Source organism: Pseudofrankia sp. EUN1h (genome assembly GCF_001854645.1).
Taxonomy (GTDB): Bacteria; Actinomycetota; Actinomycetes; order Frankiales; family Frankiaceae; genus Pseudofrankia; species Pseudofrankia saprophytica.
The window spans coordinates 250,345-270,257 of sequence record NZ_MBLN01000025.1; the positions used below are offsets into that span (position 1 = coordinate 250,345).

Consider the following 19,913-nt stretch of genomic DNA (forward strand, 5'->3'; position numbering starts at 1 on the left):
ATGGATCCATCCCAGCCGAACGAGCTCGTCCTGCTGCTGGTGAAAATCGGTTACCTGACGTTGCTCTGGGCGTTCGTCCTGCTGGCGGTCCGCGCGGTGCGGGCGGACCTGCTCGGCCCGACGCGCCGACAGGCGCGTCGTGGCGCTCTCGACGGAGCGGGCGGTCGCGGCCCCGCCCCGCGAGGGCCGGCGAGGCCGCGGCCGGCTCAGCCACGGGGGGGCGTCCAGGTCCCGCCACCACTGAACGCGCCCAATGCATACCCGCCAAGCAAGCTTGTGGTCACAAAGGGTCCCCTCGCGGGCACCGTGATCCCACTAACCGGCGAACCGATCACCATCGGACGCGCGCCAGACTCGACGCTGGTTCTCGACGATGACTTCGCGTCCGGTCGACATGCGAGACTCGTCCATCACGACGGCCGATGGTTCGTCGAAGATCTCAACTCGACCAATGGAACGTTTCTCGAACACACGAAAGTGACCACGCCCATGCCGGTATCCCTCGGCGCGCCGGTCAGGATCGGCAAGACGGTCCTGGAGTTCCGCCGGTGAGCCTTCGGCTTCACTACGCGATCCGCTCGGACGTCGGCCACGTCCGAGAGGGAAACGAGGACTCGGCCTACGCCGGTCCCTACCTGCTTGCCGTCGCCGACGGCATGGGTGGTCACGCCGCCGGTGAGGTGGCGAGCTCGACGGTCGTGTCGGCGCTCGCCGACCTGGATACCGAGATCGACGCCGACGACCTCCTCGAGGCCCTCGTCGCCGCCATGCACGACGCGAACGCGCAGCTGCGCGCGATGTCCGCCCGGGACGGGACGCTCGACGGGATGGGCACCACGGTCACCGCGCTGCTCGCCTCCGGCGACCAGCTCGGCGTGCTGCATGTCGGCGACTCGCGCTGCTACCTCCTGCGCGACGAGGTACTGAGCCAGGTCACCCATGACCACACGCTGGTACAGGACCTCGTCGACCAGGGCCGGATAACCCCGGAGCAGGCGAACACCCATCCGCAGCGTTCGCTGCTCATGCGCGCGCTCGACGGCCGGGAGGTCGAACCGGACCTCACGGTGCGCCAGATCCGGGTCGGTGACCGCTATCTGCTGTGYAGCGACGGCCTGTCCGGCGTCGTCAGCGGCGAGACGATCCTCGAGGCCCTGCTCGGGACGACCCCGCGGGACGCCGTGGACCGTCTGGTCGAGCTGGCGCTGAAGGGCGGCGGTCCGGACAACATCACGGTCGTCGTCGCGGACGTCGTCGACGACGACGAGCCGATCGAGGGCGCGCTGGTCGCCGGCGCCGCCGCCGAGAAGGGCACGGTCCCCGGCGCGACCGCCGCGCGGGTCGGCCCGAACCCCCGTAACCCGGACACCGACTCCGCGGCCGCCAAGGCCGCGCGGATCGGGCGAGGCGCCCAGCGCGGCGGCCTGTCGGCCGAGGACTTCGCCGAAGGGACCGGGCGGGGCCGCGGCAAGCGGCGCCTCATCGTCATCGGCGCGACGGTCGTCGTGCTGCTGGTCGTCACCGCCGTGGCGGGCCTGGCGTGGATGCGCGACCAGTACTACGTCGGCGTCCACGAGGGCAAGGTCGCGATCTTTCAGGGCGTCCCGAGCCTCGGCGCGCTAGCCAACGTCAAGACCACCTTCGGCCCGATCTCCGAGATCGCGGAGCCGCAACGCAGCGCCGTGCAGTCCGGTGTGCGCGTGGACAGCCTCGCCGACGCAGAGGCCAAGGTCCGTGACCTGCCGAAGAACCCGAGCACCGACACCAAGGAACCGAACTCGTCGGCGTCCCCGACCCCGACACCGAGCGCGTCGGTGACAGGTCCGGGCGTCGTGGACCCGAACGCGGCGGCGGCCACCGCGTCCGCGTGCGCCGCCGACCCCGTCAACTGCCTGAACGCGTCCGCTTCGTCCCGATGAGTTTGCCGCCTCGCCGGCAATGGTCCGCGAACCTCACGGCAGCCTTCGCCCGCGTCCCGTCGCCACAGGGGGTAGAGCTACCCCCTTACCGGCGGAGCGAGCTGGTTCTGCTGGTGGCCGCGGGCATTCTGACGACCGCGGCGCTCTCCGCGCTGACGCTGGCGCATGACGGCCATCTGACCTACCACATCGCCACGTACGCGCTCGGGTTCTACGTCTTGTGGGGCTTTGTCCACCTGGCGATGCGCCGGTTCGCGCCGGCCGCCGATCCGCTGCTGATGCCGCTGTGCGCGGCGCTCAACGGGCTCGGCCTCGTCATGATCTACCGGCTGGACCTGGCCAGGTCCGACGCCGCGAAGCAGGCCGGACGCGCCATCCCCCCCAGCGCGGCGCACACCCAGGTCATCTGGACCGCGCTGACGGCCATCGTGTTCGTGGTGGTGCTGGCGCTGGTGCGCAACCACAGCACGCTCGCCCGCTACACCTTCACCGCGGGCCTGGCCGGCCTGGTGTTCCTGCTGCTGCCGGTGCTGCCTGGCATCGGTGCGACGATCAACGGGGCCAGGCTGTGGCTGCAGGTCGGCCCGTTCTCCTTCCAGCCGAGCGAGATCTCGAAGATCCTGCTGGCCATCTTCTTCGCCGGCTACCTGCGGACCTTCGGCGCGCTGATGTCGGCGCACGTGGTGACGAAGGCGCGCAGGCGCTCGGCCGGCAACGCCGCCGCCGCCCTCACCGGCGCGATCAGGCGGCTGCGGCCGGGGGCACACGGACCGGGCGAGCAGGCGGCGCCGGCCGGCGTCAGTGACTCGAGCGGCACATACACCGGCGTCATCAGCCGGGTGTGGTCGAAGGGGCCGCGCTTCTACGTGCCGGCGATCCTCACCTGGGTCGCCGGGCTCGGCGTCCTGGTCATCGAGCGTGACCTGGGTTCATCGCTGCTGTTCTTCGGGATGTTCCTGGTCGTCCTCTACGTGGCCAGCGAGCGGGCCCGGTTCGTCGTCGTGGGCCTCAGCCTGTTCATCGCCGCGGCCCTCGCCGCCTACCACCTGTTCAGCCATGTGCAGGTGCGGGTGGACATCTGGCTGCACGCGTTCGACGGGACGAACCCGAGCAACAAGTCCTACCAGCTGGTCCAGGGCCTCTACGGCTTCGCCGCGGGCGGGATCACCGGTACCGGCCTCGGCCGGGGCCATCCGAACAAGGTGCCGTTCGCGAACACCGACTTCATCATGGCCAGCCTCGGCGAGGAGCTGGGGCTCACCGGGGTCATGGCGATCCTGGTGATGTACCTGCTGATCGTCGTGCGCGGGATGCGGATCGCGCTGACCACCCCGGACCCGTTCGGGAAGCTGCTCGCCACCGCGCTGGCCGCGACGCTGGGCATCCAGGTCTTCGTGCAGGTCGGTGGCGTGATGCGGCTGATCCCGCTGACCGGTGTGACGCTGCCCTTCGTCTCCTACGGTGGGTCGTCCCTGGTCGCGAACGCAGCGATCATCGCCCTGCTGCTGCGGATCAGCGATACGGTCCGCCGCCGCCAGGCGGAGGCGCAGGACGTCCTGGAGGTCGAGCCCGACCAGATCGCGAACGTGCAGACCGAGATCGWCCGCAGGGTCGACGTCCAGGAGGTCCAAGCGATCCAGGAGGTTCCGGAGACCCAGGAGACCCATGAGCCAGCCGAGTAGTCCGGGCGACGCCCGGCGGTCCGGCCCGGACCAGCGCGCCGCCCACATGAACCGGCCGATCCGACGGGTCATGCTGGTCTGCGGCGCGCTGTTCGCCGGCCTGCTCGTCAACGCGAACTGGGTACAGGTCGGCGAGCAGCACAGTCTCAAGCAGGAGCCGACGAACAGCCGTGAGATCGCCGCCCGCCTGGACCGCCAGCGCGGGATGATCCTCGCCGGCTCCACCACGATCGCGTCGTCCAAGCCCGTGGACGACGAGTTCAAGTACCTGCGTCAGTACGCGGACGGCTCGCTCTACGCGCCGCTGACCGGCTACTACACGCTCTACAGTGCGACCGGCCTGGAGCAGTCGGAGAACCTTTTCCTCAGCGGTGACGACGACCGGCTGCTGGCCAGCCGGGTGAGCTCGTTGTTCTCCGGCTCGGACCGCAAGGGCGGTTCGGTGATCACCACGATCGACCCGGCGATCCAGCAGGCCGCCTCGCAGGCGCTTGCGGGCCGCAAGGGCGCGGTGGTCGCGATCGACCCGCGCACCGGCGCGGTCCTCGCCATGGTGACGGCGCCGACGTACGACCCGAACTCGCTCGCCGGCCACGATGTGAACGCCGTCCAGCAGCAGTACAACACCCTCAGCGGCGACGACGACGATCCGCTGCTGAACCGGGCCGCGCAGCAGACCTACCCGCCCGGCTCCACCTTCAAGATCATCACTTCCGCCGCGGCGCTCTCGACCGGCAACTACTCCCCGGACTCGGTCATCCCGGCGCCGGACCGGCTACCGCTGCCGCAGAGCACCGTCGAGCTGCCGAACTTCGGCGGTGAGCGGTGTGGCAACGGCCAGACCGACACCCTGATCCACGCCCTGACGATCTCCTGCAACACCGCGTTCGCGCAGCTCGGCATGGACCTCGGGGGCGACAAGCTGCGGGAGCAGGCCGACGCGTTCGGCTTCGACACCACGATCGACGGGTTCGAGCTGCCGCAGGCCAAGAGCGTCTTCCCGGACTCCCTGGACAAGCCGGAGACCGCGCAGTCCRCGATCGGCCAGTTCAACGTGCGGGTCACCCCGCTGCAGATGGCACAGGTGGTCGCGGCGATCGCGAACGACGGGCGGATGATGAAGCCGTATGTCGTCCAGGAGCTTCAGGGGCCAGACCTCAAGCGGATTGCCCAAACCAAACCGAAGGAACTCGGCCAGCCCATCAGCTCTCAGGTGGCCGACCAGCTGACTACCATGATGCAGTCCGTGGTCACGTCAGGCACTGGCCGGAAAGCACAGATCAGCGGCGTGTCGGTCGCAGGCAAGACCGGTACAGCCGAACATGGGGCGAACGAGCCGCCACACGCGTGGTTCGTTGGCTTCGCCCCAGCCGAAAACCCCACCATCGCCATCGCGGTCGTCGTCGAGGACGGCGGCGGGGAAGTCGGGACCGGCGGCGCCATCGCTGCCCCGATCGCGCAGAAGGTCATGCAGACCGCATTGGACGTTCGAGGATGAACAACCCGTCGGGTCAGCCCGCCCACCAGCCAGCCCAGCCGTTCGCCGGAGCCGTTCCGCCGAACACCGTTCTCGACAACCGCTACCGCCTCGACGGCCGGATCGCCACCGGCGGCATGGGCGAGGTGTGGCGGGGCGTCGACCAGACCCTCGGCCGCCCGGTCGCGGTCAAGCTGCTGCGCCCGGAGTACGCCAGCGACGAGTCCTTCCTCGTCCGCTTCCGCGGCGAGGCCCGCCATGCCGCCCGGCTCTCGCATCCGGGCATCGCCTCCGTCTACGACTACGGCGAGGTGGCGACGGTCGACGACCACCCGACGGCCTACCTGGTGATGGAGCTCGTCGAGGGCGAGCCGCTGTCGGCGGTGCTGCACCGGGAGAAACGGCTCTCGCCCGAGCGGATGCTCGACGTCCTCGGCCAGTCGGCGGACGCGCTGGAGGCCGCGCACGCGCTCAACATCGTGCACCGGGACATCAAGCCGGGCAACCTGCTGATCCGCCCCGACGGCGTGGTCAAGGTCACCGACTTCGGCATCGCGCGGGCCGTCGACGCGGCCCCGCTGACCGCGACCGGGATCATGATGGGCACGGCGTACTACGTCTCGCCCGAGCAGGCGTCCGGGCGCCCGGTCACCCCGGCCAGCGACGTGTACTCGCTGGGCGTCGTCGCCTACGAGTGCCTGGCCGGGCGCCGGCCGTTCGACGACCGCAACCCGATCGTCGTCGTCATGGCGCACCAGCAGGACACCCCGCCGCCGCTGCCGGCGGACGTGCCGTACCAGGTGCGCTCGCTGGTCGAGCAGGCGATGGCGAAGAACCCGGCCCGCCGGCCGTCGTCGGCCGGCGCGTTCGCGCGCAGCGCCGCCGGCATCCGCCGCGAGCTGTTCGCCTCCGAGCCGCGCTGGGCCTCCGGCGCCGGCGTGAGCCCCGACCTGACGGCGCGGCACCCCGCCCCCTCCGGACCGCCGCCGCGCGGCCGGAACAGGGCGCCCTCCTGGGTCGCCGACGGCCCCGCCGGAGGCCCGGGAGCGGCCTACCCTGGCGCACGGCCCGGCTACGCCGGTGCGGGTGGCACCGGGCGAGGCACCCCCAGCCCGGCGGGGGCACCCCAGCCGGGGGCCACCGCCTACCAGCCGGGCGCGACGGGTTACCAGCCAGGTGCGACGGGTTATCAGCCGGGTGCCGCCGCCGGCCAGCCGGGCGCGACGGCCTATCAGCCGGGCGGCGGCTACCAGCGCGGCGGGACCGGCTATCAGCAGGGCGCCAGCGGCTACCAGCCCGCCGCCGCGCCGGCCGGCTACCAGCAGGAGCAGCCAGGACACTCCGCCTACCAGCCGTCCCCGACGGCTTACCAGCCGACCGCCGGCGGCTCCTGGCCGCCGGGCGAAGCCGACGATCAGCTCGCCGAGACCGGGCTCGCCGCGGCGCATCCCGCGGCCGACGCCGAGGACGCCGAGCCGGGCGGCTGGCAGCCGGGCGGCCGGGCAGCGGGCGGCCGGGCGGCCAACCGCCGGGCCGGCGCGGCGGGCAGGCGCCGGCGCCGGCTGACCCTGCCGGTGCTGATCGTGCTGCTGTTGCTCACAGTGGCTGTCACCGCGCTCATCACCCGCTCCCTCGCCGGCTCGGGCGGTTCTTCGCACGCAGCGGCCTCCGTCACACAGGCGGTGACGACCGGTCCCAGTGGTGGTGGGATCGTCGTCGGGGAGGGAATCGCTGGTGTCTGATGTGACGGAGATGTACGGAACGGACCCACGCATGATCGGCGGCCGGTACGAGCTGGGCGCCGGCATCGGCTACGGCGGCATGGCGGAGGTCTACCGCGGCCGCGACATCCGGCTGGGCCGGGACGTGGCCGTCAAGGTGCTGCGCTCGGACCTCGCGCGCGACCCGAACTTCCTCAAGCGCTTCCAGCGGGAGGCGCAGTCCGCCGCCGGTCTCAACCACCCGGCGATCGTGTCGACCTACGACACAGGCGAGGACGTCATCAACGGCGTCCATCTGCCGTACATCGTGATGGAGTTCATCGAGGGACGCACGCTGCGCGAGGTGCTCCAGCAGGAGGGGCCGTTCCCCGAGCGCCGGGCGATGGAGATCACCTCCGACATCTGCGCCGCGCTCGACTACAGCCACCGTCTGGGCATCATCCACCGGGACATCAAGCCGGCGAACGTGATGCTCAGCCCGGACGGCTCGATCAAGGTGATGGACTTCGGCATCGCCAAGGCCAACAACGCGACCTCGTCGACGATGACGGCCACGCAGGCCGTCATCGGCACCGCGCAGTACCTCTCCCCCGAACAGGCCCGCGGCGCCAAGGTCGACGCGCGCAGCGACGTCTACTCGACCGGCGTGCTGCTCTACGAGCTGCTCACCGGCGAGCCGCCGTTCCGCGGCGACAACCCGGTCGCCGTCGCCTACCAGCACGTCCGGGAGCTGCCCGACCCGCCGTCGCGGCGCAACCCGCAGCTGTCCGCCACGGCGGACGCGGTGACGCTCAAGGCGCTGGAGAAGGAGCCGGACGACCGGTACGGAAGCGCCGGCGAGATGCGTGACGACCTCGAGCGCGCGCTGTCCGGCCGGCGGGTCTTCGCGCAGCTGCCGTCGCCGCGGCCGGCCGGCGGCGGGACCGGCGCCGCGGCGGCCACCCAGCTGGCCCCGGGCGGCTACGGCGACGACTACCGCGGCGGCACCGGCCCCCGCTACGGCGACACCGGGTACCGCGACACCGGGTACCGCGAGACGGGCTACCGCGACACCGGCTACGACGACCAGACCGGTCCCTACCCGACCGGGGGCTACGGCGGCGGCTACGACGACGACCAGCACACGCGGATCGGCGGCTACCCCGGCCGCTACGACGACGAGTTCGACCGGGCCGGCGCCCCCAGCGGCCCCGGCCGCTACGGCGCGGGGGGCGGTCCGGCCGGGMCGGAGCCCAGCCGCGGCTCCAACGCGTGGAAGTGGGTCCTCGCCGGGCTCGCGGTCGTGCTCACCTTCGTCGTCGTGTCGCTGGTAGCCACGTCGCTGCTCGGCGACAAGAAGGGCAACGACGGCGACACGGCGAGCACCGGCCAGGCGACGATCCCACAGGGCCTGCAGGGCCAGCCGCAGAAGGTGGTGGAGGCCCGGCTGAACGAGCTGGGCTTCACCAACATCACGATCGAGCAGAACAAGACGGCCGACGCTCCGAAGGACGGGAGCAACCCCGTCGCCAAGGTCGACCCGGCCGAGGGCAGCACGATCGACAAGACCGCGAAGATCACCCTGACGGTCGCGATCCCGACGGACTCGGTCGACATCCCGGACGTGACCGGCAAGGGCAGGAACGACGCGGTGAACATCCTGACGCAGGCGGGCTTCCAACCCGATGTCCAGGACTTCATCGGCCAGGCCACCCACAAGGCGGGCACGGTGGAGAAGACCGACCCGCCCGGCGGCCAGGCGGCCCCCCAGGGCAGCAAGATCACGATCTACGTAGTCAGCTCGAAGATCAACATCGGTGACTACACGGGCCAGCAGGCGGGCACCGCCCAGTCGGAGCTGGAGAAGCTCGGCCTCAGGGTCACGATCACCGAGCGAGCCCTCGCCGACCAGCCGGCGGGCACCGTCCTCGACCAGAGCCCGAAGAACGCGACCGTCAACCGCGGCGACACGATCACCCTGTTCGTCGCGGCGCAGACCGCCCCCACCGAGACGGCCTCGCCGACGGTGAAGCCGACCACCAAGCCGCCCACCAGCGAGCCACCGACCACGCCGCCGCCCACCACGCCCGACGGCGGCACCGGGGCGCCCACCACCGGCGCCGGCGGGAACGGGTAGCGACGTGCGCATCCTGGTCGTCGACAACTACGACTCGTTCGTGTTCAACCTMGTCCAGTACCTCGGGCAGCTCGAGGCGGAGTGYCTGGTCCGCCGCAACGACGAGGTGGACCCGGTGCTCGTCGGCGAGCTCGGGGTGGACGGCGTGCTGCTCTCCCCCGGTCCCGGCACGCCGGAGGCGGCCGGCGTCACCATCCCGATGGTGACGGCCGCCGCGTCGGCCGGCCTGCCCGTGTTCGGCGTCTGCCTGGGGCACCAGGCGATCGGCGTCGCGTTCGGCGCGACCGTCGACCGCGCGCCCGAGCTGCTGCACGGCAAGACCTCGGTCGTCCACCATGACGGCGCCGGGGTGCTCGCGGACCTGCCGAACCCGTTCATCGCGACCCGCTACCACTCGCTCGCGGTGGAGGAGTCCACGCTGCCCGCGGAGATCGAGGTCACCGCGCGGACGGACAGCGGCGTGGTGATGGCCATGCGGCACCGGACGCTGCCGATCGAGGGGGTCCAGTTCCACCCCGAGTCGGTGCTCACCCAGGGCGGCCACCTGATGCTCGCCCGCTGGCTGGACTCCTGCGGTGACGGCGGTGCCGCGCTGCGGCTGGCGCCGGCCCTGTCCACCGAGGTGGAGACCCTCCGCGAGGCCGCCTTCGCCTGAGCCCGCGCCACCCCGCTGCCTGGCTAGCCGGGCAGCGGGGTGGCGTAGTGGGCGCTGGGCAGGTCCGCGGCGGGGAACGTGGCGTTCCCGACCCTCTCCATGCGGTAGCCGAGGTCATAGGCGGCGACGTACTGGCGATACAGGACCACGTCGGGGTCGTCCTCGAGAGCCGCGACGAGGCGGTCCTGGTCGCCGATCGCTGAGATCGCGAACGGCGGGGCGTAGACGCCACCCTCCAGCCGCAGCGTGTTCCCGACGCACCGGACGGCGGTGCGCGCGGTCACCCGTATCCCCATGATCGTCATGGCTCGCGCCCCGCCGGCCCAGAGCGCGTTGACCACCGCCTGCACGTCCTGCTGGTGCACGACGAGGTCGTCCGCGACCGGCGGCCGGAACCGGGGGTCCCACGGCCCGGCGCGCCGCTCCCGCGGGGTGTCGTCCAGCGTCACCGTCACCGCGGGTCCGTGGGCCTCGGTCAGGCCCGCGCGTTCCAGCGCGCCGGCTGGCGACGCGGGTGCGGCGCCGGTCGGGCCGGCGGCGGTGGGCGACGCGTCCGGGCCGTTCGCGCGTAGCTGGGTGAGCCGGCCGCGCGCTCGGTCCACGCCAGCCTGGTCGGCGGCGGCGACGGCCGCGAGGCCGCTCCCGTAGGCGCTCAGACCGCTGGTCGCGGACGCGCTCCTGTCGCCGGCCTCGTCCCTGCTCCCTGCGGCGAGCGCGACGACCAGGCCGGCGAGCACGGCGCCGAGCATCCCCGCCAGCGCGCGCCGTGAGCGGGCACCCGGCGGGCGCGGCCGCCGCGCCCGCCGCCCCGTCCATCCCACACGCGCCACCCTCCTACGGTCGGGACAGCCGCGTCCACCTTGCCCGCCGGCACCGGCGGACTGGCCGCCCGACCGGACGGACCTGGAACACGTCGATAAGGGCCAAGCCCTCACATAGCCAGTCGGCGGGGGTGGGAGGGTAGCCTTCTCGCAGTGTTTGTGTAGCCCCCGACGAGGAGAACCTTCCGTGCCCGAGTCGCGACGTCGCAAGCCGAAGAAGTCCACCTCGGCCCGTCCCAGCACGACCGTCGCCGCGAAGCGCAGGGCGCCGTCGCCGCGCTGGTTCGGCGGGATGATCCTTGCGTTCTTTCTGATCKGGATCGCCTACCTGCTGACGTACTACTTCTCCAACGGTGGCGTTCTGGGGATGGAGTCGTTGGGCGGCTGGAACATCCTGATTGGATTTGGTTTTGTGGTAATTGGCCTGGGCGTGGCCACTCAGTGGCACTAGCCGTGCCATCCGCCCGAAGTCGGTAAACGTCCGGCGCCACGACCCCACAGGTCGTGGCGCCGGTGAAGTTGCACGGCCGAGATTTATCCACAACCGTTGTCCACATGTGTGGATAGAGGTCCACCAGAACAACGGAGCACAAAGTATCGACTTGGTTACCTGATGTGACGGGCCTGGATCCTGGCCACCGTCTCATCCGGGTCCTCGACGCCGACGATGAAACGCTCGAACTCGCTGCCGGCGGCGAGCTCGACGACGACCGCCGGCCGTCTGCGATAGATGGCGACGAAGTCCTTGCCGCCGCGGTGTCGYCAGGTACCGATCGCGATCACCCCCGGCACCCCCGTCCCAGGGGCGCGGATGCCGCGCAGCTCGCCGAACGGGTGCGGCGAGACACGCACGGCGGCGATCTCGTCGAGCGCCGCCGACACATCCCCGCGCAGCGCCGCGAGCCGCTCCTTCTGGCTGAGAACGACCTCGACCCGCCCGCCCGCGACCTCCACCTTCGCCACGCCCCCATGCTAGAAGCTGTGTTTCTGGTTCGCTCCGTCCGGGCGGCGCGCTCCGGCCCCGTACTCGCTTCGCTCCCACGGGACCTCCGCGCGCCGTCCTCCTCCGCTCACGGGCGCTCCGGCGACCTCCGCTGCGGCCCAACCACGTTCGCTTCGCTCCGTGGCCGGGCCTCCGCGGAGGCGCGCCTCCGCGCCGCACGGTCACCTACCGCTGAACGTCACGCACCCGGAGCAGGCTCGTCCGTAAGGCCACTTCGCTGCGCTCGTGAGGTGGCTGAACAGTGGCGAAGACCGCCACGAGCGCAGCGAGGTGCCATACGAGCGCTGTGGTTTCGGTTGGTGACGGCACAGCGGCACGCAACCGAGCTGGCGCGGAGGCGCGCCTCCGCGGAGGCCCGGCCACGGAGCGAAGCGAACGTGGTTGGGCCGCAGCGGAGGTCGCCGGAGCGCCCGTGAGCGGAGGAGGACGGCGCGCGGAGGTCCCGTGGGAGCGAAGCGAGTACGGGGCCGGAGCGCCGTGCCCGCACGGAGCGAACCAGAAACAGAGCGCCGTGCCCGCACGGAGCGAACCAGGCAATACAGCCCGCACGGAGCGGGCCAGGCAACTAGGTCGAGGGGGACGGCCKGGCGTAGGCCTCGGCGTCCTCGGCGCGGATGACGTACATCACCGCGGTGATCAGCGCCAGGTGGGTGAAGGCCTGCGGGAAGTTGCCCAGGTGACGCCCGGTCGCCGGGTCGACCTCCTCGGCGAACAGGTCCAGCGGGCTCGCCATGGACAGCAGGCGCTCGCACAGCTGCCGGCCGCGGTGCAGCTCGCCGATCTCCACCAGCGCGGACACCAGCCAGAACGAGCAGATCATGAAGGCGCCCTCCTCGCCGCCCACGCCGTCGTCGGTCTCGTCCGTGCGGTAGCGCAGCACGAGCCCGTCGACGGTCAGCTCGTCGGAGATCGCCAGCACGGTGGCCTTGACCCGGTCGTCGGAGGCGGGCAGGAAGCCGAGCAGCGGCACGAGCAGGGCGGACGCGTCGAGCGACTTCGACCCGTAGTACTGGGTGAAGACGCCTCGTTCGTCGACGCCGTGCGCGCAGACGTCGGCGTGGATCTCCTCGGCGATGGTCTTCCAGCGGGCCGCGGACTTCAGGTCGCCGCGCATCTGCGCGAGCCGGCGGCCCCGGTCGAGCGCGACCCAGCACATCACCTTCGACGTGGTGAAGTGCCTGGGTTCGCCGCGCACCTCCCAGATGCCGCGGTCCGGCTCCCGCCAGTGGGTGGCCGCGGACTCGACCAGCCGGACGAGCACCGGCCACAGCCGCTCGGAGAGGTAGTCCCGCGACTTGGTGTGCAAATAGACCGAGTYGAGCACGGTGCCCCACACGTCGTGCTGACGCTGCTTGTAGGCGTCGTTCCCGACGCGCACCGGGATGGCCCCGTCATAGCCGGACAGGTGCCCGAGCACCCGTTCCTGCAGGTCGGACTCGCCGCCAACCCGGTACATCACCTGGATGTCGCCGTTCTCCTCGCAGACGTCGGCGATGAAGGAGAAGAAGTCGTTCGCCTCGTAGTCCAGCCCGAGCGTGTACAGGCCCCACAGCGCGAACGTCGAGTCGCGGATCCAGCTGTACCGGTAGTCCCAGTTGCGCTGGCCCTGGGGGGTCTCCGGCAGCGAGGTGGTCGCGGCGGCGAGCAGCGCGCCGGTCGGGGCGTAGGTCAGGCCCTTGAGGGCGAGCGCGCTGCGCTGCAGGTGCCGCCGCCAGGGATGGTCGGGGAACATCCCGCGCGAGAGCCACTGCCGCCAGAACTCGGTGGTCGACTCGACAGCCGCCATGGCCTGCGCGTAGGTCGCGGGCAGCATCGGCTCGTGCGCCCGCCAGGTGAGCGCCACGAACGCCGCGTCGCCCTCCTTGAGGGTGGTGCGCACCAGGGCACGGCGACCGTCGAAACCGAGCCGCAGGTCGGTGCGCAGCCGCAGCGTGAGGCCGGTGCGGGCGTTGGAGATGACCCCGGACGAGTAGCCTTCGCCCTCGTACTCCCAGGACTCGGGCTGGCGGCCGTAGTCGAAGTTCGGCTCGCAGACGAGGCTCAGGTCGACCTCACCGTGCTCGCAGCGCGCCGTGCGCAGCAGCACGTGCTCGGCGTCCCAGTCCATCGGGGTGCGCCGCAGGGTCTTGGACCGGGCCGCGGTGCGGTGCCAGCGGCCGACGACCAGGCAGTCGGTGACGATCAACCAGCCGTTCGGCGTCTGCCAGGTCGTCTCCACGATGTTGGTGCCGGGCAGGTAGCGCCGGCCAGCCGGGATCATGATTCGTTCGGGACCGAACCGGAACCCGCCGGCCGAGCGGTCCAGGATCGAGCCGAACACGCTGGGGGCGTCCGGGCGCGGCGCGCACATCCACTCGACGTTCCCGCTGGGCGCCACCAGGCACGACGTCTCGCAGTCCGACAGGAACGCGTACTCGGCGATCGGCGGGAACGGGCTGCCCCCGAGCCGACGCGTCGGTGAGTGTGCCACCGCGACCCCCGCCTTCCGGGGCCCGCGGTGGCACCGGGGAAGAACCCTCTGCGCCTCGCGTGGCCCGTCCGCTACCTGGTCCGGAACGGGCCCCGGCGACCCGTCCGCCCACCGGGACCTCACGACCCCGAGCCATCGCTCATTGTATCGACGATGGGAGCGCATAGTAATCATGCGTCGGTCGCCGCGGCCGGCTCCCTCCCGACCCGGGCGATTCCGGGCGACTTCGCGCAGAAAACCGGCATCGCGATCGGGGGGAAGCCCTCATTCACGGCGGTGAGACACGCGGCTAATCTGACCCCGCGCACGGTGAGGGGACCGCATGCTCGGCCGTACCCATTGGGTCGACTACCCGCCGAGGTAGCAGGAATGCCTATATCGCACTCATTCCTGCCCAGGCATGGCGTCACGGCCGGCCCCACTCGTGGTCATCACTGGCTGTGCGTCCGCTGTCCCGGCGACGTTCGGATCCGTGCCCCGGATGCCGCCGACCCGTGTTCGGTCCCGCCATCGGGCCGCGTCCAGGGGCCTTCCCGTGGCCCGCGCGCCCGCTGTCGACGAACAGGGTGTTCCGACCACGGTGTCCGCCGCCCCGGCTGGTGGCCACCGACGCGCAAACACTGAAAGGTGATGACATGACGTCCACCGGGCCCATGCTCGCCAGAAGGCACGGCGGCAGCATTCCCATACCCGTGACGATCCCGGCCCGCTCCAACGGCCGGGATCGAGGCCTCGTCGACGGCCCCGTCCGTGGCGCCCAGCCGGCACGCCCGACGGGCCTCCCGGCCGTCAGCCTGCTCAGGTCCGCCAGCCCGTCGCGAACGGCCGAACCCCTCGGACCGGCCGGCCCGGCGTGGGTCTCGAACCTCATCGGTTCGCCCGGCTCGTTCTGGCAGGGCGGGCAGGACGAGTCGATGYGGCCCGTCGGGCCACGGCGTCCGGTCGAGCAGACCGGTCCGGACGGCGGCCTCACCGTCCCGATCCCCACCGAGTTCCACCCAGAGGGGGACCTCAACGAGCTCCCCACCCCGGGTGGAATCCACGACGCGCTGCTCGGCGGCACCTCCCACCGCCGGGTGGACCGGCAATGGGCGCTGCGGATCCTGCTGGAGTGGCCGGAGGCGCCCGCCGCCGCCCACGCGTCCAAGGAGTTCCTCGTTCAGGCGGTGAGGTTCGCCGCCCGCAATGGCGTGCGCCAGTTCCTCGCCCTCAGCGGCGGCGCGTACGCCGCCGACCCGGTCCACGAGATCGCCTGCGCCGTCGCGCCGGAAAGCCGGACGGTCTACGTGGAGCCGCGTTCGCAGACAATGACCCGCGTCGCGTCGAACGTCCCGGCGGAGTTGGCCACCGTCGTGCGAGCCGACCCCACCCGCCCGGCCGAGGTGCTGGCGCACCGGGGCGTACGCGCCCGGCTGGACGTCACCCGCCCGATCGCCCTGCTGGTCGTGCCCGGGATGCCGCACATCGCCGATCACGAGGACCTACGCGCCGTGCTGCTCGGCTACCGGGAGGCGACGGCCCGGGGCAGCTTGCTGATCTTCTCCCAGCTCTGCGACGAAGGCTCCGCGCGCGGTCTGCGCTGGGTCCTCACCCAGGCCGGACTGCCCGGCAGTCCCCGGCCGCACGCGCAGGCCGTCGACGTCGTCAGCACCTGGGAGCCGATCGAACCGGGCCTGGTCCCGGCCGAGGAGTGGCACGCGCCCGACGAGTGTTCCCGCCCGCACTTCGGCCGGCTTCCCGTGTACGCCTCGATCGGCTGGCACTGACGACCTCACCGCGCCTGGCCTCACCGCGCCTGGCCTCCGTCGCGATCGGCTGAGGATCAGCCGCCGGTCATGGACGTCAGGCTCTGGGAGTTCAGCACCGCGGCGACCAGTAGCACCGCCACGACGGCGCCGGTGCCCAGAGCCTGCAGGGCCACGCGGCGCGACGGCACATAGGCGTAGAGCAGGCCCAGCAGCAACCCGGTGCCGAGGCCGCCGAGGTGGCCCCACTTGTCGATGCCAGAGATCGTGAACGTGATCACCAGGTTGATGCCGACCACGATGAGGATCTGGTTCGTGTTCAGCCGCAGCCGGCGCGCGATCAGGTAATAGGCGGCGAAGAACCCGAAGATCGCCGTGGACGCGCCGTAGGAGAACGTCCGCTCGCCGGACATCAGGTAGCTGAGCGTGTTACCGCCGATCGCGCAGGCGAAGAACAGCGCGAGGTACCGCGCCCGGCCCAGGACCGCCTCGAGCTGCGTCCCGAGCAGGAACAGCGCGTACATGTTGAACAGGATGTGCAGGACGCTGCCGTGCAGGAACGCGGCGGTGACCAGTCGCCAGTACTCGTCGTCCAAGGCGATCTTGACGCCGATCAGCGAGTAGTCGATGGTGAACTGGTTGATCCGACTGGTGCCCGTCAGCCCGGGCACACCCTGCAGCACATAGGCGACCAGGCACAGGCCGATGAGGATCTTCGTGACCAGGCCCGACGAGGCCTGGGCGCGGCCACCGAGCGCGGTGCGGGGCTGCCGCTGCGGCCTCGGCGAGGCGCCCTGCTCCTCCGGGCAGTGGAAGCCGACCGAGGCCGGGCGCATGCAGTCGGGGCAGATCGGCCGGCCACAGCGCTGGCAGAAGACGTACGCCTCCCGCTCCGGATGGCGATAGCAGCGCGTCTGCTGCCCGGAGGGCCCGGAGCCCGGAGCCTGCCCGGCGTTACCCCCACCGCCCGGCCGTGCGCCCTGGCCGGGACCGCCCTGGGCGGGACCGTCTGGCGCGGCGCCATCAACCCTCGGCGCGCCCCAGGACACCTGAGCGGGCGGCGGCCCGGGCGGCGTCCCCCAGCCGGGATGCCCGTGCTGCCCGGGTGACGCGGCCGGCGCGGACTCGGCGGGCGGCTCCCCGGCACCGGTCGGACGAGCCCAAGGGGAGCGCTCGTCGCCCGCGGTCGGCGCGCCGTGGCCGGGACCCGCGTCGCCGGTGCCTGATGCCGCCCGCCCAGAGCCGGCTGCCGGCTCGGGCTCGATGCCCTGCGCCGTCACCAGCGCCACCCCCTCCGGGCCAGCCGGCCCGCGATCCTGTCCGTCCGAGCTTCTCGGCCTGTCCAGTGTGGTCCAGTTCAGGGCCTCCGGTCGCGCGAGGCCTCACCCGGCGCCGCTGGGCGAGCCTCGGCCGCGTCCGCCGAGCTCCCAGCCGAGGTCTGCCCCGGGGAGGTGGGCCGTGGTCATGGCCCACCTCCCCGGCCGTGCGGCGAGCTAGGCGGGGCGGCGCTCGATGGCGATCTTCTCGATCACCACGTCGGTGCGCGGCCGGTCCTGCGGGCCGGTCGGGGTCTTGCTGATGGCGTCGACGACCTCGGTGCCGCGGGTGACCTCGCCGAAGATGGTGTGCTTGCGGTTCAGCCAGTCGGTCGGGCCGACGGTGATGAAGAACTGCGAGCCGTTCGTGCCGGGGCCGGCGTTCGCCATGGCCAGCAGGTACGGCCGGTCGAACGACAGGTCCGGGTGGAACTCGTCGGCGAACTTGTAGCCCGGGCCGCCGCGGCCGCTGCCGAGCGGGTCGCCGCCCTGAAGCATGAAGTTCGGGATGACGCGGTGGAAGATCGTGCCGTCGTAGAGCGGGGTGCCGGTCTTCTTCTCGCCGGTGCTCGGGTCGGTCCATTCCTGCTCACCCGTGGCGAGACCGACGAAGTTGCGGACGGTCTTCGGAGCGTGATCCGGGAACAGCCGGATCTCGATGTCGCCCTGAGTCGTCCGCAGCGTCGCGTACAGCTCCTCGGCCATGTGTCTCTCTTCTCTTCATGTCGCGGGCCGCCTGGCCCGCGCCGGATTGGCGTCACCGGCCGCATACCCAACCGGAAGACGGCTGCGCGCCACGCGACGTTCCCGCGAGGCACGACGTGCTGTCCCTGGGGCAGCGACTCCCTGGTGTCGGCTCGGCTCGGCGCGGCCGAGCGCAAGGCTCGACATCGGGGCTCGCCCGCGGGCGTTGTTCGCGGGCTCGAACGGGCTGACCCGGATCAGGGAACCGCGGCCGGCCCAGCCCGGCACGGCTGCCCCGAGCTGGCCGCGCCGAGGACGATCGTATGTGCCGCTCGCCCACCTCGGACGCGGCGCCCGATCACAGGGCGCCGCTCCCCGCCCGCCACCCGGCCCGCGCCGGCGCCGGCACCCGCCGCCGACCGAGTCGGGATCAGCATGCCTGGCCGCCGATGTCCGGCGAAGCCGGCCGACCGGGCGGTGGGCGCGACAGAAGCGGGCCGAGGCGCGAGAGTGCTACCAGCACTACGCAGCGTGAAAGTGATGTTTGGCGGTGGTCAGGGGACATCCCCGGGGCGGACATCGCTGGCCCGGGCTCCCGCCACGACGCCGGCCCGCCCGGCGCCGGACCTCCAGATCGGCTTCGCCGATCCGGCAGGAACCCCGGTACCGACCGGCGGAGGCCAGGCGGCGAGCGGGCGGTAGCCAGGTCGCCCCACCACGCCAAGAGGCAACGCCAGGAGAGGGAGACCGATGGGTAGCAGTATGCGGAACCGGCTCTCACGCGTCACCGAGGCGGCGCCGGGCGACGCGAGGCGAGGCCGGGACGCACGCGGCCAGGAGCGGGGCGGCCTGATGCGCCGCCTGCGCCCCGACAGCGTGGTCGAGCAGCGGTCCGGCCGCGGCCACGAGGGCGGCGGCCCCATGGCGGGCCTGCTCGGGGCGTCGCACCTGCTCGGCGGCGCCGGCTCGGGTGCCCCCGGCAGGGCGGGGATCCGGGGCGCCTTCGGCGAGGACGGGCAGCGATCGGCCGGTCTCCAGCTGGCCGCCCGCGGCGCCGCGGGCCGGGCTGGCTCGGCGGTCACCGGCGCGGCCGGGATGGCCGCCCGTGCCGGGCAGTCGGCGGCCTCGGCGACCCGGGACGCCAGCACCACGCTGGCTCACCGGATGTCGGACGTCTCCACCCGCATGTCGGAGCGGTCCGAGCGGGCGTCGGAGCATTCCGACGCCGACCTGGACTGGGCGGCAAGCCGGCTCGGCGAGCGGCCGAGGCGCGAGCGCGGGCGGTCCTGGGACGAGCCGCGCGACCAGCCATCCTGGGAGACGCCCGGCCAGCGGCCGTGGAGCGAGCCGGCCGGCGGCGGCCGGACGGGCCGGACGGCCCGGCTGGGTCGGCGGCGGGAGCTGATGATGCCCGGCGAGGAGCTGGCAGGGCGCGTCGAGGACCGGCCCCGCCGGATGCCGACGCGTGGCCAGCCGTGGGACCAGGATGGCCTCCGGGAGCGGCTTCCGGCCGATGGCGGGCAGCGCTGGGAGCAGCCCGGCGGGCGCGGGCGGGGCGTGGGCCGGCGCGAGGAGCAGGGCCGGCGCGTGGCGCAGGGCGAGCGGATGCGCGCCGGCGACCGTTCCTGGCGGGAGCAGGGCGGCGAGCCGCCCCGGTGGGCACTGCCGGAAGGGCTGTCCTGGGAGGAGCTCACCAGGGGGCAGGCCCGGGTGCACGGCGTGTCCAAGCGGCAGCAGCGGCGGATCGAGAAGGCCCAGGGCGCGGCCGACGACCTGACCCAGCGTGCCTATGAGGCGAGCGAACGGGCCATGCGGCATGGCCACTCGCGCCGGGCGCGCCGGTCGGAGCACAAGGCGACGACGCAGGCCGACCGTGCCCAGCGCGCGCTGGAGCAGCACCTCGTCCGCGCCGAGCGCCGGATGGCCCAGTCGCACCAGCGCCGTCGGCGTGGGTTGGGACTGCTGCTCCTGGCCGGCGCGGGAGCCGGCGCCGCCGTGGCCGCCCGCCGATTCCTGGGGCAGCAGGGCGTCAACCAGCCGGCCATGCCGCGCGAGGAGCAGGCCGGCCAGCGGCCGATGCCGACGACTCCCGGCGGGTTCCCCGGCACCGACCGGCTGTCGGAGCGGATGGCGAGCGATGCCACCTCCGGTCGGATGGAGGAGATGCCCGGCGTCGACACGCTGAGCGATCCGTCGACGTCCCGTCGTTTCTGAGGACCTGGAGTCTCTGAAGAACTGGAGTCTCTGAGGACTGGACAGGAAGCGACCCTCGCGGCTCCCGCCGCGAGGGTCGCTTCTGTCGTG

15 protein-coding genes are annotated in these 19,913 nt (G+C 72.4%); 10 read left to right on the top strand and 5 right to left on the bottom strand.

Translation table 11 applies throughout. From position 1 onward, the window contains the following. The 7 genes from BCD49_RS07375 to BCD49_RS07405 are packed head-to-tail and all read left to right on the top strand — an operon-like array spanning position 1 to position 9,570. Complete coding sequence (locus BCD49_RS07375) at positions 1-552, top strand: FHA domain-containing protein FhaB/FipA (protein WP_007518069.1); 552 nt, start codon at positions 1-3, stop codon at positions 550-552. Next, positions 549-1,919, top strand: coding sequence for a PP2C family protein-serine/threonine phosphatase (locus tag BCD49_RS07380; RefSeq protein ID WP_007518071.1), 1,371 nt, complete (start codon positions 549-551; stop codon positions 1,917-1,919). Before BCD49_RS07375 ends, BCD49_RS07380 begins: the two co-directional genes overlap by 4 nt. After that, positions 1,916-3,601 carry an FtsW/RodA/SpoVE family cell cycle protein gene (locus tag BCD49_RS40405; protein ID WP_083401326.1) on the top strand — a complete coding sequence of 562 codons (1,686 nt, stop codon included), beginning with the start codon at positions 1,916-1,918 and terminating at the stop codon, positions 3,599-3,601. The genes BCD49_RS07380 and BCD49_RS40405 overlap by 4 nt, the downstream gene beginning before the upstream one ends. A 46-nt stretch (positions 3,602-3,647) precedes the next feature. Then, the gene (locus tag BCD49_RS07390; protein WP_071041329.1) at positions 3,648-5,099 is read left to right on the top strand and encodes a peptidoglycan D,D-transpeptidase FtsI family protein; all 1,452 of its coding nucleotides are present in this window, start codon (positions 3,648-3,650) and stop codon (positions 5,097-5,099) included. Continuing rightward, on the top strand, positions 5,096-6,820 hold the full coding sequence (locus BCD49_RS07395) for a serine/threonine-protein kinase (protein ID WP_027140321.1): 1,725 nt from the start codon (positions 5,096-5,098) through the stop codon (positions 6,818-6,820). The genes BCD49_RS07390 and BCD49_RS07395 overlap by 4 nt, the downstream gene beginning before the upstream one ends. Further along, positions 6,813-8,915, top strand: a complete 2,103-nt coding sequence (gene pknB, locus BCD49_RS07400) for a Stk1 family PASTA domain-containing Ser/Thr kinase (protein ID WP_083401327.1) — start codon at positions 6,813-6,815, stop codon at positions 8,913-8,915. Before BCD49_RS07395 ends, pknB begins: the two co-directional genes overlap by 8 nt. A gap of 4 nt (positions 8,916-8,919) precedes the next feature. After that, positions 8,920-9,570, top strand: a complete 651-nt coding sequence (locus BCD49_RS07405; RefSeq protein WP_007519348.1) for an aminodeoxychorismate/anthranilate synthase component II — start codon at positions 8,920-8,922, stop codon at positions 9,568-9,570. A gap of 23 nt (positions 9,571-9,593) precedes the next feature. On the opposite strand, the gene BCD49_RS07410 is transcribed toward BCD49_RS07405, so the two are convergent. Further along, positions 9,594-10,391, bottom strand: a complete 798-nt coding sequence (locus tag BCD49_RS07410; protein ID WP_007519350.1) for a DUF881 domain-containing protein — start codon at positions 10,389-10,391, stop codon at positions 9,594-9,596. A gap of 187 nt (positions 10,392-10,578) precedes the next feature. Between BCD49_RS07410 and BCD49_RS07415 the strand changes: the two genes are divergently transcribed. Continuing rightward, entirely contained in the window at positions 10,579-10,842 is a 264-nt protein-coding gene (locus tag BCD49_RS07415) for a cell division protein CrgA (protein WP_071041302.1), read from the top strand. 155 nt (positions 10,843-10,997) lie between these two features. Here BCD49_RS07415 and BCD49_RS07420 read toward each other — a convergent pair whose 3' ends face one another. Next, positions 10,998-11,354: a hypothetical protein gene (locus BCD49_RS07420; protein WP_071041303.1), complete on the bottom strand. Its 357-nt coding sequence runs from the start codon at positions 11,352-11,354 to the stop codon at positions 10,998-11,000. Between the two features lie 605 nt (positions 11,355-11,959). Continuing rightward, on the bottom strand, positions 11,960-13,864 hold the full coding sequence (locus BCD49_RS07425) for a glycoside hydrolase family 15 protein (RefSeq protein ID WP_071041304.1): 1,905 nt from the start codon (positions 13,862-13,864) through the stop codon (positions 11,960-11,962). 635 nt (positions 13,865-14,499) lie between these two features. On the opposite strand from BCD49_RS07425, the gene BCD49_RS07430 reads away from it, so the two are divergent. Continuing rightward, positions 14,500-15,630: an SAM-dependent methyltransferase gene (locus BCD49_RS07430; RefSeq protein WP_071041305.1), complete on the top strand. Its 1,131-nt coding sequence runs from the start codon at positions 14,500-14,502 to the stop codon at positions 15,628-15,630. A gap of 56 nt (positions 15,631-15,686) precedes the next feature. Here the strand turns inward: BCD49_RS07430 and BCD49_RS40410 are convergent, their stop codons facing one another. Next, entirely contained in the window at positions 15,687-16,889 is a 1,203-nt protein-coding gene (locus BCD49_RS40410) for a rhomboid family intramembrane serine protease (protein ID WP_007519360.1), read from the bottom strand. A gap of 213 nt (positions 16,890-17,102) precedes the next feature. Then, the gene (locus BCD49_RS07440) at positions 17,103-17,630 is read right to left on the bottom strand and encodes a peptidylprolyl isomerase (RefSeq protein WP_007519362.1); all 528 of its coding nucleotides are present in this window, start codon (positions 17,628-17,630) and stop codon (positions 17,103-17,105) included. Between the two features lie 729 nt (positions 17,631-18,359). Between BCD49_RS07440 and BCD49_RS07445 the strand changes: the two genes are divergently transcribed. Next, positions 18,360-19,823: a hypothetical protein gene (locus tag BCD49_RS07445; RefSeq protein ID WP_007519363.1), complete on the top strand. Its 1,464-nt coding sequence runs from the start codon at positions 18,360-18,362 to the stop codon at positions 19,821-19,823. Positions 19,824-19,913: the final 90 nt, after the last annotated feature.

What these genes read in the sequence shown, in the direction of transcription:
- BCD49_RS07375 (WP_007518069.1), top strand. Translation starts at nt 1, where the DNA reads ATGGATCCATCCCAGCCGAACGAGCTCGTCCTGCTGCTGGTGAAAATC.
- BCD49_RS07395 (WP_027140321.1), top strand. Translation starts at nt 5,096, where the DNA reads ATGAACAACCCGTCGGGTCAGCCCGCCCACCAGCCAGCCCAGCCGTTC.
- BCD49_RS07445 (WP_007519363.1), top strand. Translation starts at nt 18,360, where the DNA reads ATGGGTAGCAGTATGCGGAACCGGCTCTCACGCGTCACCGAGGCGGCG.
- BCD49_RS07440 (WP_007519362.1), bottom strand. Translation starts at nt 17,630, where the DNA reads ATGGCCGAGGAGCTGTACGCGACGCTGCGGACGACTCAGGGCGACATC.